Origin of the sequence: Novosphingobium piscinae, assembly GCF_014230355.1 — a bacterium.
GTDB classification, from domain to species: Bacteria; Pseudomonadota; Alphaproteobacteria; order Sphingomonadales; family Sphingomonadaceae; genus Novosphingobium; species Novosphingobium piscinae.
In genome coordinates this window covers 39,975-57,214 of sequence record NZ_JACLAX010000015.1, presented here as the reverse complement: position 1 = coordinate 57,214, position 17,240 = coordinate 39,975, and the positions used below count along the sequence as shown (strand labels likewise).

Here is a 17,240-nt window from a genome sequence, read left to right as displayed (position 1 = left end):
AAAACTGCGGTGCACGGGATCTACCAGCGGGCGTGTGCGTGATCCGCTCAGCTTCGTAACGTTGTATGTCTGGGCTCGAGCTGCCGGTTGGGGCACGCCACCGGGCGAAAATCGTGCTCCGCGCGGTGCGCCGTGCCATCCACCCGACAAATCGCCTTTTCGCAATGATTTGTAACAATTAGATGGGTGTCGGGAAATGACGGCGTTCGTACTTTGGTGCGATGCAGCAAGGGTGCTGCGTGTCATGGCCCTGTGGAGGTAAGCTCGCCCGATGATCTCAGACCTGGCATTGACCGGTGGATGCGCCACCGTTGCCGGCCACGGTCGAAGCAGCGCGCGCGCGTCACAAACCTTTGCTATAGGAGCCTGAGCCGGCCGCTTCGCAAAGGTCCGCCGGACCGGATCGAGCCGCGATCACCCCCCGTCGCCGACAGGCGTCTTTGAACGATTGAGCAGGAGAGCCGCAGATCATGGCACAGCACAGCGCAGGGCTGCGCGAAGTGGCGGGGTGGATCCGATTGATCCTCGGCCCCGATGCCGTGTTCGTCAAATTCGCCCTCGTCTATGGCGGCGCGATCTCGCTGCTGTCGTTGGCCACCCCGATCTCGGTCCAGCTGCTGATCAACTCGGTTGCCAACGTGGCGCTGAGCGCGCCGTTGTTCACCCTGGCCGGCATCCTGTTCGGCCTGCTGCTGATGGTCGGGCTGCTCAGCGCCCTGCGGGTCCGCCTGATGTCGCTGTTCGAGCGGCGCCTGTTCGCCCGGATGGTCGCGGAAATCACCCTGCGTGCGGTCCACGCCAAGAACCCGTTCTTCGCCGACGCCGGCAACGGTCACCTGTTCAACCGCTTCTTCGATCTGATGACGGTCCAGAAGGCGCTGCCCAGCCTGCTGGTGGGCGGTTTCACGATCCTGCTGCAGAGCGCGGTCGGGCTGATCGTGACCAGTTTCTACCATCCGTTCTTTCTGGCGTTCAACCTGGTGCTGGTGATCGTGCTGATCGTGATCTGGCGGGTCTGGACCCGCAGCGGCATCACCACGGCGATCACCAAGAGCCATGCCAAGCACGCCACGGCCTACTGGCTCGAAAGCGTCGGTGGTTCGAACGGCTTCTACCAGTCGATCCGCCATCTCGACTATGCGATCGACCGCTCGGAGCAGGTCACCAAGACCTACGTGCAGGCTCATGAGCGCCACTTCCGCACGACTTTCGCGCAGACCGTCTGCCTGCTCTTCACCTACGCGCTCGCCAGCGCCAGCCTACTGGCGCTGGGCGGCTGGCTGATCATCCAGGGCCAGCTGTCGATCGGCCAGCTGGTCGCCGCCGAGCTGATCCTGTCGGGCGTGTTCTACGGCGTCGCGCAGCTCGGCAGCTATCTGGAATCGTTCTACGACCTGGTCGCCGGGCTCGAGGAGCTGTCGCTGTTCTGGGATATTCCGCAGCAGACGCCGAAGGGCGACGGCAATGGCCCGGCCGACGGGACGCTGCGCATGAACACGGTGCGCACCGGTCGTTTCCGGTTCGATTTCGCGCTCGACAGCGGCGAGCAAGTGGCGGTGGTCGGCCCACCCGAGGTCCAGCAGGCCTTCATCCTGCTGCTCAAGCGGCACGAAACCGCGGCGCAGGGGCTGGTGGTGATCGGCGGCCAGGACATCTCGGCCTTCGACATGTACCGCCTGCGCGGCGATATCCGCGTGCTCGACCGTCCGACCTTCGTCGAAATGTCGATCCGCGACTATCTCCAGCTTGCAGCGGGCGAGCGCGAGGCCGACATCATGGGTGCGCTCGAGGCGGTCGGGTTGACCAGCCGCCTGATCCACCTGCCCGGTGGTCTCGACGCGATCATCTCGACCTCGGGCTGGCCCCTGTCGGTGGGCGATCTGATGGCCCTGAAGCTGGCCGCGGCGCTGCTGGCGCAGCCCAAGGTGCTGGTGCTTTCGCCGCTGTACGATCTGCTGCCGCCCGACTGCCTCGACGGCGCCCTCGCGCGGTTCCGGCAGCTGGGCACGACGGTGCTGCAGTTCACCCGCCGGCCCGAAGGCGTGCAGCGAGACCGCTACATGTGGTTCGGTCGCAGCGAGCAGCACTTCTGTGCGAGCGTCGAGGAATTGAGCGCGGTGGCCGCGCAGGAGGAGAGCAACGATGTCCGCACGGCCTGATCACATGCGTCGCTTCGCGACGCTGGCCGCGCTGGAGCCGCCGCGGCTGGCTCGGGTCCTGTCGACGATGATCCTGTTCGGCGCCGCGGTGGTGGTGGTGATCCTTTTCGCCGTACCCTGGGTCCAGACCACCTCGGGTTACGGCACGGTGGTGGCGCTCCACCCCGAGGACCGGGTCCAGTCGGTCACCGCGCTGGTGCCCGGCCGGGTCGAGCGCTGGTTCGTGCGCGACGGCGAAACGGTCCGCAAGGGCGATCCGATCGCCCAGGTGGTCGACAACGATCCCGGCCTGCTCGCCCGGCTCGCCGCCGAGCGGGCCCAGGTCGAGGCCGAGATCGAAGCGGCCCAGCAGGCCATGGCCGTAGCCCAGATCGATGTCGGCCGGTCACGCCAGCTGCTCTCCGAGGGCCTCGTCGCGCGGCGCGAATACGAGGCGAGCATGATCAAGGTGGCGGACCACCGGGCCAAGCTGGCGGAATCGCGGGCCAAGCTCAACCGCGTCGACGTGGCGTTGACCCGCCAGTCAGCGCAGATCGTGCGGGCGCCGCGCGATGGCCGTATCCAGTCGATCAACGCCGCCGCCGGGGCCACGCTGGTCAGCGCGGGCGATGTGCTCGCCACGCTGGCCCCCAGCGAGCCGGTGCGGGTGATCGAACTGCTGATCGACGGGCGCGACATCGCGCTGGTGCACTCCGGTCGCTCGGTCCGGATCGAGTTCGAGGGCTGGCCGGCGATCCAGTTCAGTGGCTGGCCGTCGGTCGCCTATGGCATGTTCGATGCCCGGGTCCGCTCGGTCGATCCCTCGGCGCGCACCGACGGCCTGTTCCGCGTGCTGGTTGAGCCTGCCCCGGGCGCACGTCCCTGGCCGGCGGCCGAGCAGATCCGCCTGGGCGCCAAGGTGCGCGGCTGGGTCCGGCTCGACACGGTTACGGTGGGCTACGAACTGTGGCGGCAGCTCAACAACTTCCCGCCCGAGTTCGGCTCGATCCGGCAGGCCGCCGAGGCTGCCGACAGCAAGGGCAACGGCGCCAAGGCCAAGGCCAAGCCGGCCGAGGGCGACAGCGGCAAGGACGGTGGCAAGTGATCCGACGGCTGCTGGCCTGCCTGATCCTGCTGACCCTTGCCGGGGTGGCCCGGGCCGCGACCCCGCTCACCCTCGCGGAGGTGCTGCGTGCCTCGGCGCAGCATTCGCCGGCGATCGTCGAGGCCATGGCGCGCGAGCGCGCGGCGTCCGGCCGCGAGCTGTCGGCCAACGGCGCCTTCGACCTGGTGTTCGATGCCGAGGCGCAGGTCCAGCCGTTCGGCTATTATGACGGCTCGACCTTCGAGACCAAGGTGACCAGCCCGCTGCGCGACAACGGCGGCAACCTCTATGGCAGCTACCGGGTCTCGCGCGGGAACTTTCCCGGCTATGAGGCCAAGGGCTACACCAACCAGCTCGGCGAGGTGAAGGTCGGGGCGCTGTTCGCACTGCTGCGCGACCGGGTGATCGACGAACGGCGGACCACGCTGGGTCTGGCCGCGGCCGACGTCGAACTGGCGCGGCTCGATCGCGAACTGGTGGCGGTGGGCGTCCAGCGCCGGGCCATGGCAGCCTATCAGCAGTGGGTCGCGGCGGGCAACCGCGTGGCGATCTATCGCGAGCTGCTGGCTCTGGCGACCGAGCGCCAGACCTCGATCGATCGCCTGATCGCGCTGGGTGCGCGGCCGGCGATCCTTGGCGTCGAGAACCGCCAGAACATCGTGCGCCGCAATTCGCTGCTGGTCCGGTCGGAGCAGGAGCTGGCGGTGGCCGCGAACGCGCTGTCATTCTTCTGGCGCAACGAGCTGGGCGAACCACAGGTCCCCGGGCCCGAGCGCTTGCCGAACGAGCTGCCGCGGCTCGAGCCGGTGTCGCTCGATCCGGCCTCGCTGATCCGCCCCGACCGTCCCGACCTTTCAGCCCTGATCACCCGGCTCGACCAGCTCGAAGCCCGCCGGCGGCTGGCCGAGAACCAGCTTGATCCGCGGCTTGACCTGCGGGTCGAAGCTTCGAAGGACATCGGGGCGGTCGGGCTGGGCGGGCCGACCCGGACCCCGGCCGAGGGCTTCGTCGGTCTGCGCTTCTCGGTCCCGCTGCAGCGCCGCCAGGCCAAGGGCCGCGTGGCCGAGGTCCAGGCCGAGCAGGAGGCGCTGCAGGCGCGGCGGCGGCTGCTCGAGGACCAGATCCAGGTCGAGGTGCGCGGGCTGACCGTGCAGGTCGACGCGGCGGCCAAGCTGGTCACCCTGGCCGAGGACGAGACCCGCCTCTCGGCCAACATGGCCGATGCGGAACGCCGCCGCTTCACCCTCGGCGCCAGCGACTTCATCCTGGTCAACCTGCGCGAAGAGGCCGCGGCCGATGCCCGGCTGCGGCTGGTCGATGCCCAGCTGCGCGAATCCACCGCCAATGCCGAATTGATCGCCGCCACCATCGACGTGCGCCAGCTCGGACTCTGACCGCGCCCCTTTCTCTCCACCGCGGATTTGCCTAGGCTCGTGCCGCTGATCAGGAGGACCGGATGGCTGGACGGGTGCTGGTGGTGGAGGACGACGATCGGCTCGCCGAGTACATCTCGCGCGGGCTGCTCGAGCAGAACTTCACCGTCGACCGCGCCGCCACCGGGCGCGACGGGCTGTTCCTCGCCACGGACGCGCAGCATGACGTGGTGATCCTCGACCGGATGCTGCCGGGAATGGATGGCATGGCCGTGCTGAAGGCGATGCGCGCCGCCGGAGTGCGCACGCCGGTGATCATCCTGTCGGCCCTGGCCGATACCAACGACCGGATCGAGGGCCTGACCGCCGGCGCCGACGACTATCTCGGCAAGCCGTTCTCCTTTGCCGAGCTGCTGGCGCGGGTCCAGGCCCTGCTGCGCCGCGACAAGGGCGGACCGGCCCAGGCCGAAGCCGCCGTGCTGCGCTGCGGCGAGCTCGAGCTGGACCGGCTGACCCGGCAGGTGCGGCGCGGCAGCCGCAAGATCCCGATGCAACCGCGCGAGTTTCGCCTGCTCGAGTACCTGCTGCTCCATGCCGGCCAGGTGGTGACCCGCACCATGCTGCTCGAGGCGGTGTGGGACTATCACTTCGATCCCGGCACCAATGTCATCGACGTCCACATCAGCCGTCTGCGCCGCAAGATCGACGATGGCGAGCCCGAGGCGCTGCTGCGCACGGTGCGCGGCGCCGGCTACATGATCGCGGCCGGGTAGCGTTCGGCCCGCCATGCTGCGGCGCCTTGCCTCGTCCACCGTCGCGCGGCTGATCGCGGCGATCTTCGTGCTGCAGGTGATTTCCGGCGGCGCGGCGATCGGGCTGCTGCGCGCCAAGATGCTGCAGGTCATCGATCTCGACCGCACGCGGCAGATTGTTGATCTGCGCAACGAGCTGCTCGGCGCCTTCTATGCGGGCGGTTACCGCGAACTGGCCAGCGCCGTTGCCGAGCGGCGCGGCAGCGTCAGCGATCCGTTGCTGTTCGTAGCGGTTTCGGGCCACGGCAAGCCGGTGCTCAGTCACCTCGCCGCGGTGCCGCAGGTGGCGGCGGGCGATCGTCCCGTGCGCATCCGGGCCTACCATGCCAGCGGTGGCCCTCCGGCGGAGGCGCTCGCCTTGGCGGCGGACCTGGCCGATGGCACCCATCTCGTTGTCGGGATCCTGACCACGCCCGATCGGCACTTCGATCTTGCCTTCGTCGAGGCGCTCGCGCTGGTGATCGTGCTCACGGCCGGGTTGGCGCTGGGCGGGGCGATGCTGACCGGCCTGGTCGTCAGCCGCCGCGCCCATGCCATTGCCGAGACGGCCGAGGCGCTGGCCGCGGGCAACTTTGCGGCGCGGGTGGAGAGCAGCGGGTTCGGCGACGGGTTCGACCACCTCGGTCGCCAGATCAACCTGATGGCCGAGCGGATCGACGGGCTGGTGAGCGAGTTGCAGTCGGTTGCCGGCGGGCTGGCGCACGATCTGCGCTCGCCCGTCGCGCGGTTGCGCGCGGCGATCGAGACCGCGCAGGCGGCCGTGCCCGAGGGAGCGGCGCAGGACGCGTTGCAGCTGGCGCTGTCCGACGCCGAGGTGCTCGAGGCGATGCTGGCGGCGGCGCTCGAACTGGCCCGGCTGGAAAGCGGAGCCATGGCTGACCGGCGCGCCCCGCTTGAGGTGCGCGCGCTGGTGCTCGACCTGGCCGAGCTCTATGAGCCGCTCGCCGAACAGACCGGCGTCGAACTTGTCGCAAGCGGGGTCCCGGCCACCGTGCTGGGCGACCGCGAGCTGCTGTCGCGTGCGCTCGCCAACCTCATCGACAATGCGCTCAAGTACGGCGGCGGCCGGATCATGGTGCGGACAGTACCCGCCGAGGAGGCCGTGGTGATCGAGGTCGAGGACGACGGCCGCGGCATCCCCGCTGCCGACCGCGAGCGGGCGCTCGAACGCTTCACCCGGCTCGACAACGCCCGGACACGGCCCGGTGCGGGGCTCGGGCTGGCCACGGTCGCGGCGATCGCGCGCCTGCATGGCGGCAGCTTCTCGCTCGGTTCAGGCGACGGGGGGCGGGTTGGGGACGCTGGCGGGGGACAGGCGGGGGGGCTGGTCGCGCGGCTGCGCCTCCCTCTGGTCTAGCGGGCCGGCCACGGCGCGGTCGCTGACCCGACCCGATCGTTCGAGCTTGCCCCAGCCGATCGCACGGCCCGCCCAGGCTGCGGCCACGGCGCGGATCACCACGACATACATCAGCTGCCGGTAGACGAACCGCTGCGCCAGCAGCAGCAGCGGCCGGAAGCGTTCCCGGCGCACGTCCAGCCGGAAGGCGACGAATCCGCACAGCAGGTCCACCACGGTAAAAGCCAGCCAATAGGCACCCATGCGCAGCACGTCGGTCTGGGTCTGGGCCCAGCCATGCTGCAGCACCCGCAGTGCGGTGCCGCCGATCGATACCGCCAACGCCAGGTCGATCAGTGGCGAGACCAGCGCGAAGGCGATCTGGAACAGCCAGGCCTGCGGCATGCCGACCGTGGCCAGCCCGCCGGGCTGGCGCCGCGCCAGCACCGCGCGATGCTTCCACAGGCACTGCAGCGTGCCAAACGACCAGCGGAAGCGCTGGCGCGACAGGGCGGCGAAGCTTTCGGGCGCCTCGGTCCAGGCCACGGCCTCTTCGTCATAGACCACGGTCCAGCCGGCCCGCTGCACCGCGATGGTCAGATCCTGGTCCTCGGCGAGGGTGTCTTCGGGATAGCCGCCCACCGCATCGAGCGCCGCGCGCCGCCAGGCCCCGACCGCACCGGGCACCACCATGATGGCGTCGAACCGGGCCAGCGCGCGCCGCTCGATGGTCTGGGCCGTGACATATTCGACCGCCTGCCAGCGGGTGACGAGGTTGACCCGGTTCCCCACCTTGGCATGGCCCGCCACGGCCCCGATCGCCGAATCGGCGAACCAGCGCACGAGCCGCCCGATGCAGGCCGGTTCGAACTGGGTATCGGCGTCGAGCGCGACGATTACCTCGCCGTGGGCCTCGGCCAGCGCGCGGTTGAGCGCCGCCGCCTTGCCGCCGTTGGCCAGGGTGAGCAGCCGCATGCGCGGCTCGCTGCCGAAGGTAGCCGCGACGATTGCGCTGGTGCGGTCGCGTGATCCGTCGTCGGCGACGATCAGCTCGATATCGGGATAGTCGCTGTCCAGCACGCGCCGCACCGCGGCGGCGATCACCCGCTCCTCGTTGTAGGCCGGGATGATGACCGTCACGGTCGGCCGGAACGGGACGGCGCAGGCGCGCGGGCGGATCCGCCCTGGCAGGAGCGCAAGCCCGGTGAGCAGCACGGCCCGACCCAGCCCGAGCGCGATGGCGAAGAAGAACAGCCAGTTCAGCCCGGTCAGTCCCGCGCCGATCGCACCGAACAGGAACACATCCGCGCGCACCGCGGCGAGATCGATCCCCTCGACCCGCGGCATGACCTGATCATGCCCCAGCCCCGCCAGGGTCGAGACCGGAACGAGGCGGTAGCCATCATGTTCCAGCCGGGCGATGATCAGCGGCAGGGCGGCCAGGGTCTGGGCACGGTCGCCCCCGCCGTCGTGAAGCAGCACCACGTTACCCGAACGGCCCGGCGCGGGATGCTCGACCCCGGCGATGGTCCGGGCGACGATCGCCGCCGTGCCCGGGCGCTGCCAGTCGCCGGGATCGACGTGCAGGCCGACCACGGTGTAGCCGCGGCGCTGGGCGACCAGCGCGGGTTGCAGCTCGTCGGCGGTGGTCGGCTCGGCATCGCCGAAATAGGGCGCGCGGAACAGCCGGGTGGAGCGGCCGGTATAGGCTTCGATCAGGCGCTGCGTGGCATTGAGCTCGAGCCCGATCCCGGCCGGCGCCTCCTCGGCCATGTTCGGGTGGGTATAGCTGTGGTTGCCGATCTCGTCTCCGTCCTCGGCGATCCGGCGCAGCAGTCCGCGCTGGGCCACGCCGTTCTCGCCCACGATGAAAAAGGTTGCCGGGACATGGAACCGCTCAAGGACGTCGAGGATCCGCGGGGTCCAGGTCGGGTCGGGACCGTCATCGAAGGTCAGGGCGACCAGCCGGGGCCGGTTCCCGGTGCGCTGCACCTCGAAAGGCGTGGGCAGGGCGAGGAAACGCTCGTCGACGATGCGCTCACCGCGGGGTGCATAGGTCAGCTGGCGCCGGCCCGCCTGGGGCGTGGCCGCGATCCGCAAGATCTCGCCGCTGCCCGCGACATCGACCGTCTGCGGCGGGGCGATGGTGGTCAGGGTCGGCCGACCCGCGCCGCTGCGCCAGCGCGCCAGCACGGACCAGAAGCCGGGGTCCTCCGAACCCAGCCGCCACAGCGCGACATTGGCGAGGCCGAGCTGGCGCAGCACGTGCAACTCATTCCAGCTGGCGGCCGCATCGAGCAGCCACACGTCGTGGCGCACCCCGCCATCGGCATAGGAGAAGGCGGCATTGCCCAGTGCGTTAACGAAGCGGGGCCGGGCCTCGCTGTCGCGCGCGGTCAGCCAGGCCTCAGCCACGGTCAGGGCCTCGGCCTGGCCGGCGTGCCAGTCATAGGCATAGTTGCCCAAGGCGACGATCACCCGGTCGGCCGGCAGGCCCGCCACGGTCGCGGCCAGCCGGGCGGCGAACCATGGCTCCGACGCGATCGGACCGGGGGTGCCGCCCTCCCAGTGCTCGTCATAGGCCATCAGCACCAGCTTGTCGGCGGCGCGGGCCAGTGCCCGGGCCGGCCAGGCCGGAGCGTCGATCGGCATGGTCACCGCCACCAGCCGGCCGGCCGGGGCCAGCCGCGCGCGGGTTTCGGCCACCAGCCGCACCAGGTCGGGCAGCGCGGCATCCGGCAGGTTTTCGAGGTCGAACAGGATCCCCGCATCGCCGCTCGCAGCGAGATGCGCGGCGATGTCCAGCTCCAGCCGGCGCCGTTGCCCCGCATCATGCAGCATGCGCGCGGCGGTGGCGCCGCTCCACTCGCCATCCTGCAGGTTCTGGAGCACGGGGATCACCAGCGGACGGTGCAGCGATCCACCGATCACCTGGCGCAGCGCCGGATCGTCGCGAACCTCTAGCCGTCCCGCAGCGGACAGGCCGAGCAGGGTCGGGGCGATCCAGTCGAGCTGGCCGATATGGCGCCGCAGCGAGGGCACGCCGTCCTCGGCCTCGGGGGTGTAGAAGCCCAGCGTCAGCGGGTGGCCGTGGGGCGGGGCGGCACGCACCCCGGCCGGCAGCAGCGCGCTCACCCGGTGGCGCAGGTGGCTCAGCTGGGCAGGCAGGGGTAGGGGCGTCAACCGTTCGTAGCCGATCGGCAGCGGGGCCTGGGTGGGCACGTCGAGCACGGTGGTGGCGAAGACCGCGCAGGCCACGCTCAACAGGGCCAGCAGCGCCAGCAGGATCCGGCGTGCCCGCACCCGGCGCCGGCCGGACGGATCGAAGAACACCGGTCGGATCAAGGCGGAGATCCTGCTGCTGGGCCGGGGCGGGGGTGACGGCCGGGCCTTGCCGCGCCGGGGCTGGTGCGAGGAAGACGCCGTGCCGTCGCCCCGGTCTATGGGCCTGCCAGGACGACCGGACCGTGGGGAGACCATTACGGATTGGCAATGTACCGACCGGCGGGGTGGGGGCGGACCGGCCGTCGCGCTTGCCTGAACCGCGGTTTCTTGGCACCTGCACGTATATGCACGTAAGATTGGGACGAGCACTGCTGCGGTTCTGGGCGTTTGTGACCCTGCTGATCGCCGGCGCCGGCACCGCCCAGGCGGCCAACTGCAACTATGCCACGGCGCAGGGCGCCACCGGACCGTCCAGCTGGCAGACCTACTGCTGGATCGATTTCGCCACCTACAACGATGTCCAGGCCCGCTCGACCGGCGGGCAGAGCTATTCGCTGACCCTGCAGGACGGCAGCGTGATGAGCTTCGTGATGCGCGTCTCGGGCGCGGCGATCACCGCCGTGGCGACGCCCACCTGGACCGGTGGGGCCGTGGGCAACACCGCCTTCCTCGGCATCCCGGGGCGGCCGGCGCTCTACCAGTCGGCGGCCGGCACCACCACGGTGACGATCTCGAACATCGTCATCACCCCGCCGCCCGGCGCCGGTGCGGTATCGAACTTCATGTTCGTCGCGGCCGATGCGGAATCGAGCAATGATGGCGAATCGCTCTCGTTCCAGAGCAACGGTGGCGGCTGGGTGCTGCTCGATCAGGTGGGCCCGATCAGCGGCGCTACCTATCCCGGCGCGACCGGCACCGGCTCGGCCACCTTCACCACCACCGGCGTGCCAGGCACGGTGGGCGCCTATATCGTCGGTTCGACCATCCCGACCACGGTCACCACGACGATCGTCGGCGGCGGCCTGCAGGGTGCGATGTTCGCCGTGCGCTTCGCCTCGATCCGGCTGACCACCCAGATCAGCGGCGCCCGCGCCGCCGCGTCAGACCAGTTCACCTTCTCGATCAATGCCGGGTCCAGCGGCACGGTCCTCGCCACCGGCACCAGCACCGGCACCGGGCTGGGGCCCTTCACCGCGGCGGCGCTGTCGGTCACCTCGTCACTGCCGGTCACGCTCAACCAGGCGATGGCCAGCGGCAGCGCCAGCACGCTGGCCCGCTACCGGTCGACGCTGACCTGCACCAACAGCAACGGCGCCTCGGCCACGCCGCTGCCCAGCGGTGTGGTGACCACCTCCTATGCCTTTCCGGCGCTGCAGTTCGGTGATGCGGTGCAATGCGCCTTCACCGCGACGCCGTTCCCGCAGCTGACCCTGCGCAAGGCGCTGGGTGCCACCGGGCGGCAGTTCGCCAGTGACCAGTTCGTCCTGTCGATCAGTCAGGGCAGCACGGTGATGGCCACCACGACCACGACCGGGACCGGGGCCACCGTCGGCAATGCCGCCACGCCGCAGTTCCAGGCGACCGCCGGCACCCCCTATAGCCTGGCCGAAAGCGGGGCCGGTGTCACCAGCCTGAACCAGTACAATGCCACGATGGCCTGCACCAACGCCGCCAGCGGGACCGGCACAGCGCTGCCCACCACCGTCGGCGGGACGATCACCCCGACGATGGGCGACGTGGTGACCTGCACGATCACCAACACCCGGATCGCCGCCAATGCCCGGCTGACCATCGCCAAGGATGCGGTGCCGCTGTCGGATCCGGTCAACGGCACGACCAACCCGAAGTACATCCCCGGGGCGATCGTGCGCTACACCTTCACCGTCAGCAACACCGGGCCTCGTGCGGTCGACACCAATACGGTCTGGCTGATCGACACCCTGCCGAGCCAGCTCAGCGTCGGCACGGCGGCCAGTCCGGTGTTTACCCAGGGTTCGCCCACCAGCGGCCTGACCTTCAACGCGGCGACCGACATCCGCTATTCCAACGCCGCCGTGGCCCCGACCAGCTTCGCCGGCTGCTCCTATACCCCGGTTTCGGCCTATGATCCGGCGGTGCGGTTCGTCTGCCTCAATCCCAAGGGGGCGATGGCCGGGTCGACCGGCACGCCGCCCAGCTTCACCCTCAGCATCCAGGCGCTGGTCCGCTAGCGCGGGAAGATCCCTCAGCGCCGGCCAAGCCCAAGGAAGCCAAGGCTGTCGCCATCCAGCTTGAGCCGCAGCGTGGCGAAGACCCCCTGGCGGGTGGTGCGTGCCTCGGCAAAATCGCGGTCGCGGTAGCCGGCGAAGGTGTAGCCCAGGCTCAGCACGGTATTCTTCGCCGGGACCACCTGCACCTGCGGGCCATAGGCGACCTGGGTGGTGCCGTCGGCCAGGTTGCTGCGCAGCGTGGCGCTGCCGCCGATCGCCACACGCGGGGTCAGGCCGATGCGCAGGTCCAGCCCGGTCAGCAGGGTGGTCCCGGCAATGCGCTGGTCGTCGAAGCCGTCGAGCTTGGCGCGAACCGCGCCGAACAGGCCCAGCTCGAGCCGCTGCACCGCGGTGTCGTCCTGGCGGGCCCACGGGGTCCAGTTGCCCGACAGGCTGGCGATCACCCGGCGCGACCGGCCCGCGGTGCCAGCGGCGAACAGATCGCCCAGGGCGAGGCGGTCGGTGGTCGTGGTTGCCGCGCCAAGCGTGGCGGTATCGGCACGCAGCTCGAGCTTGGAGAGCAGGGCCATGGTCGCACCGGCCGGCCGCCAGGCCAGGGCCACCGCCCCGTCGAGCAGTTCGCTGCGGCTGCCGTCGGCGCCGGTGGCGCGGGTCCAGGTGGCCCCGGCGCCGAGCATGCGGCCCTCGCCGAGCTGGCGGATCGCGCCGAGGGTCAGGCCGTGGCGATCGGCCAGCTCGCCCTGGCGCCATTCGGCCCGGGCGGTGATCGACCAGCGTTCGGTCCGCCAGCCCGCGCCCAGCGTCAGCGCGGTGAAGCCTTCGACCAGCGTGCCGTTGCCGCCCAGGTGGCCGCCGCTGGCCAGCGGCTGGGCCGGGTTGACCGGGCGCGCCGCGGGCGAGCCGGCAAGGATGCGGTTGGCGTCCAGCGTGGCATCGAGGCTGAGCCGGCTGTCGACCTGCCAGGCCTGGGACAGACCGAAGGCGGCGAAGCTGCGCCGCCCCTCTTCGCCCTGACCAGCCCCGCCCTGGCGCTGCCGGCCGAGCGCGGTGGTGACGCGTCCGCCGCGCCACGGCTGCAGCTCGAACCCGGCGCGCGCGGTGCTGGCCTCGACCGCGCCCACCGCGATCTCGTAGGTGCCCAGCAGCTTGAGCCACGAGGTCACCGCATAGCTCGCCGAGACCTGGTGGCGCGCCGGCAGATCAGCCGCAGTGGTGCCGCCCAGGCCGACGCTGGTCGCGGCATCGACCTGCAGCTTGCCGCCCAGGAAGCGGCGCCCGATCCCGGCTTCGAGCAGCACCGAGGACGGCGCGCTGCCATCGGCGAAATGGTCCTGCATCGCACTCGCTCCGATCCAGGCGTCGGCCGGGCGGGTGCGATACTCGCCGCGCACACGCAGCGCCTCGCGGCGCGAGCCGTCGGTCAGGCTGCGATCGGTCCAGGCGCTGGCGCTGACCGCCAGGGCGCTGGTCAGGGCGACGCGGGCATCGGCGCCGAACTTGCGGCGCCCGGTTTCGGCGCCGTTGAGCTGGCCGAGGCCAAAGTCGGCATCGGCCGAGCGGGCATAGGCGAGCAGGGACAGCCGGCCGTCGCGGCGCTCGGCCTCGACCAGCCAGGCCGAGGCCAGTGCGCCGGAGCGGGTGCTCAGCGCGGTTTCCGCCCGCACCTCGGTACGCGCATCCGGGCGGAAGCGCAGATCGGCCCCGCCCAGCGACGTGCGGGCAGTGTCGCCCTGCTCGCTGAGCCCGGTGGCGCCCAGTCGCAGCCGGCCATCCCGGCTCGTCCAGTCGGTGCGCAGTCCCGCGGTCAGCGCGCCGCCCCCGGCGAGGCCCGGGTCGATATCGTAATCGACCACGATGAACTGGGGGTTGAGCGCGGCATCGCGGCTCAGCACCGGCTGCTTGAAGGTCAGCGTGCCAGCCAGGAGGTCGATGTCGTAGTCGAGGAAGCGGGTCAGGGTGCGGCGCTCGACGATCACTTCCGAACGGAACCGGTCGCGCACCTCGAGCACCACGATCTCGCTGTTGGGGATCACCGCCTCACGGCCCAGGCGGTAGGGACCGGTGATCCCGGCGCCCTGCAGCTCGATCCGGCGGTGGCGTCCGGCCACCCGGGTGGCGAAGGCCTGCGCATGGACGCGGCCATTGTCGTATTCGGCTTTCACCCCCGTTGCGATGCGGTTGTAGCGCGCTAGCTGGGTCTGTGCGAAGCCGGTTTCGAAATCGCCGAACAGCGCGACAAAGGCGCGGCTCTCGATCCGCACGTAGAGCTTGTCGCGGCTGGCGGCATCGAACCGACGGGCCGAGGCATCGGCATAGATCGTGTAGTAGGCGCGCGGATCGATCGCGCCGAGCAGGCGCTGGTCGGCCTTCTGCTTGGCGCTGTCGTAGGCCAGGGTGAGCAGGGTCGAGCCGCGCAGCCGACCCTTGGCATAGAAGGCGACGCGGGCATCGCGGCCGAGATCGCTGTCGAACCGCCCGCTGCGCTCCATCTCGTCAGCGATCGAGCGGGCGCCGGCCGACCCTTCGGCCAGGCCGACCAGCGTCCACTCGACCTTGCCCGGGACCATCCACGATTTCAGCGTGCGGCGGCGCGGTTGCTGCTGGCCGTCGGGGAAGACGAAATCGAGCTGCACCGCGCCGCTGACCATGGTCGGGGCCAGCTCGACATAGGCCACGCCGTCGTCGCCCTTGACCGTCCAGTGCGGGGTGAGCACCGCAGCGCCCGACAGCGCGCGGGTCTGCTGGGCGTCGGCGGTCTCGGCGGTCTCGTAAGGGGCGGAGAGCTGGAACTGCCCCGACAGCCCGGCATGGACCGGGCGGCCGTGGCGATCGACCAGCCGCAGCGCGAGCACCGGCCGGGTTCGCCCGTCGGCCACCAGCCGCGAGCGGTCGGGCAGGAACTCGACGTCGGCCGGGGTTTCGGTGAAGTGGACCTCGCGCGCCAGGTCGGCCGCGAGGGTCCCGTCGGCATTGCGCACCTCGGCGTGGAGCAGGGTGGTCTCACCGCCCAGCGGAATGCCGCGCCACAGGCTGACCCCGCGGGTGCGCGTGGCATCCAGTTTGAGCCCGTCGAAGCTGACCTTGTCGGCCGCCTTGCCGTTGACGGTGAGGGTCACCGTCTGGTCGGCCCGGTGGCGGATCGCGACCCGCACCGAGGGGGAGCGCGGGTTGTGGTCGGCGGCCGGGAAGAGGAACGCGGGCGGACCATCGGCCTGGGCCAGCCAGTCGATCTCGGCACCGGCTGCCACCTGGTCCGACGCGGCGGCGGGAACGGTCGCGCTCCGGGTCTCGGGCCGCGCGCCCTCGGGCAGGCGGGCGTGGAAATCGGCCACCGCCAGGCTACCGCCCTGGCCCCGCACGAAGCGCGAGATCGCGCTTCCGGCGCTGTTGGTGGAGCGCTGGCAATCGACGAAGCGTCCGCCTTCCGGCAGGGTCGAGCGCGCAACCTGAACCACGTGGCTGCCCGGTAGTAGCCCTTCGAAATGATAGCGCCCTTCGGCGTCGGTGACGGCGAAGCTGCCGTCCTCCAGCGTTACCCGCACCCCGGGGATGCCCTGTCCGGTCCCGCGCGCGGCGCAGCCGCCGTCGGTTACGCGGCCAACCAGGGTCATCCGCGCGGTCAGTCCGTCCTCCTCGATCTGCACGACCGCCCCCGTGGCGGCGGTAAAGCCCCGCGAATCGGTCGCGGTGACCCGGTTCTGTGCCGCTCCGGGGATCGCATCGGGCCGGACCGAGGCGGCATAGGTCACCTTGCGGCGGCCGCGCGCCGGGATCGTGCCCAGCCGCAGCGTGAAGGCGCTGCCATCGGGCGTGGTGACCAGCGCATCGCCGGCGGGCTGACCGTCGATCCGCAACGAATCCGCGCGCAGCCGCAGGGCCGCGTCAGGCACATCGCGCAAGGTGACCTCGCGCTTGGCGTGAGCGCTGTCCGGGTTGCCGACCACGATGGTGTAGAACACCAGGTCGCCCGGCTGGGCGCGCGGACGCGAGGCGCTCTTGCTCAGGGTGACCGGCTTGCCGGGGCGGTCGACCGGCACGTCGATCCGCACGGCCTCGGTCGAATTCAGCGTCAGAACCCCGCCGGTCGAGGCGGGGCTGAGCGTGAGCGCGGAGCCGTCGGGCCGCAGGACGCCGGCCAGTTGCGCAGCGCTGGCGGTGGAGGGCGCGACGTAGGGATCGGGCGGCTCGATCAGCAACCGGTATTCGCCCCGCGCGGCCAGGGGGAAGCGGTACTCGCCGGACGGCAGGACATAGCGGTTGCCCGCCGCATCAACGATCGGCTCACCGGTGATCACGGTGGAAGGCCATCGCGTCTGACCATCGTCGGCAAAAACGGTCGCCGGCTGACCGGTTGCCGCCTCGACGAGGGTCACACGCACGCCATCGACCGGGCTGCCGTCCTCGCTGTCGAAGACATAGCCGAACGGATCGGCCAGCACGTCGAGCTGGGCCGTGGCGAGCACCGCCTCGTCGGTGCTCTGGCGGCAGACGATCGAGATCGTGTCGCCCGTGGCCACGCTGAGGTGGCAGTCCTCGGTGCGGGCATCGGGCGGAACCGCGGCCGTCGGCACGCCGCCGACAAAAACCCCGCTGTTGGCCGCAGTCTCGAAGATCACCACCGTCTCGCGATCACCGCTGCTGGTGATCAGGGTGGTCTCTAGCCGGTCGATCGCGGCAGGATCGAGGTTTGCCGCGGCGGCGGTCACGCGGAAGTAGAAGGCATCGCCGATCCGCACTTTCGACGCTGGCGCGACCCCGGCGATGATCTGGACCCCGGCCTCGCCGTTGCCCACGAAGATCGGCGTGTTGCCGCAGTGCGACGGGGTGAAGGCGAGCGATTCGCGCGACGCTGCAGCGGCGAAGGTCTCGATGGTCACGGCGACGGGCGCGACATCGAAGGCGACGGTGTTGGACAGGGTGGAGAAGGTCTGGCCAGCCTGGGTCCAGCTGGCGCTGGCCGTGTTGCTGATCGCCTGGGCGTGCGCCGGTGCGGCGAACCCTGCGAGCAGGGCCCACCACAGGGCGCAGAGCAAGGCTCCCG

Annotated in this window: 8 protein-coding genes; 6 read left to right on the top strand and 2 right to left on the bottom strand. The window is 70.8% G+C overall.

Annotation, left to right across the window (positions count from 1 at the left end; genetic code table 11):
• The first annotated feature begins 470 nt into the window (after positions 1-470).
• From H7F53_RS13600 to H7F53_RS13580, 5 genes are all read left to right on the top strand, one after another.
• Positions 471-2,159: an ABC transporter transmembrane domain-containing protein gene (locus tag H7F53_RS13600; RefSeq protein WP_185680042.1), complete on the top strand. Its 1,689-nt coding sequence runs from the start codon at positions 471-473 to the stop codon at positions 2,157-2,159.
• Positions 2,143-3,243 carry an efflux RND transporter periplasmic adaptor subunit gene (locus H7F53_RS13595; protein WP_185680041.1) on the top strand — a complete coding sequence of 367 codons (1,101 nt, stop codon included), beginning with the start codon at positions 2,143-2,145 and terminating at the stop codon, positions 3,241-3,243. Before H7F53_RS13600 ends, H7F53_RS13595 begins: the two co-directional genes overlap by 17 nt.
• On the top strand, positions 3,240-4,637 hold the full coding sequence (locus H7F53_RS13590; protein ID WP_185680040.1) for a TolC family protein: 1,398 nt from the start codon (positions 3,240-3,242) through the stop codon (positions 4,635-4,637). The genes H7F53_RS13595 and H7F53_RS13590 overlap by 4 nt, the downstream gene beginning before the upstream one ends.
• Before the next feature lie 62 nt (positions 4,638-4,699).
• Positions 4,700-5,389, top strand: a complete 690-nt coding sequence (locus H7F53_RS13585) for a response regulator transcription factor (protein WP_185680039.1) — start codon at positions 4,700-4,702, stop codon at positions 5,387-5,389.
• A gap of 13 nt (positions 5,390-5,402) precedes the next feature.
• Positions 5,403-6,785: a sensor histidine kinase gene (locus tag H7F53_RS13580; protein WP_185680038.1), complete on the top strand. Its 1,383-nt coding sequence runs from the start codon at positions 5,403-5,405 to the stop codon at positions 6,783-6,785.
• On the opposite strand, the gene H7F53_RS13575 is transcribed toward H7F53_RS13580, so the two are convergent.
• Positions 6,702-10,109 (bottom strand): trifunctional glycoside hydrolase family 18/polysaccharide deacetylase/glycosyltransferase family 2 protein, encoded by a 3,408-nt coding sequence (locus H7F53_RS13575; protein WP_185680037.1) that lies wholly within the window; start codon positions 10,107-10,109, stop codon positions 6,702-6,704. The two genes, H7F53_RS13580 and H7F53_RS13575, sit on opposite strands and share 84 nt — an antisense overlap.
• A gap of 224 nt (positions 10,110-10,333) precedes the next feature.
• Here H7F53_RS13575 and H7F53_RS13570 point away from each other — a divergent pair, with 224 nt between their 5' ends.
• Entirely contained in the window at positions 10,334-12,199 is a 1,866-nt protein-coding gene (locus tag H7F53_RS13570) for a hypothetical protein (RefSeq protein WP_185680036.1), read from the top strand.
• Positions 12,200-12,213: 14 nt separating this feature from the next.
• Here the strand turns inward: H7F53_RS13570 and H7F53_RS13565 are convergent, their stop codons facing one another.
• Complete coding sequence (locus H7F53_RS13565) at positions 12,214-17,232, bottom strand: DUF11 domain-containing protein (protein WP_185680071.1); 5,019 nt, start codon at positions 17,230-17,232, stop codon at positions 12,214-12,216.
• Positions 17,233-17,240: the final 8 nt, after the last annotated feature.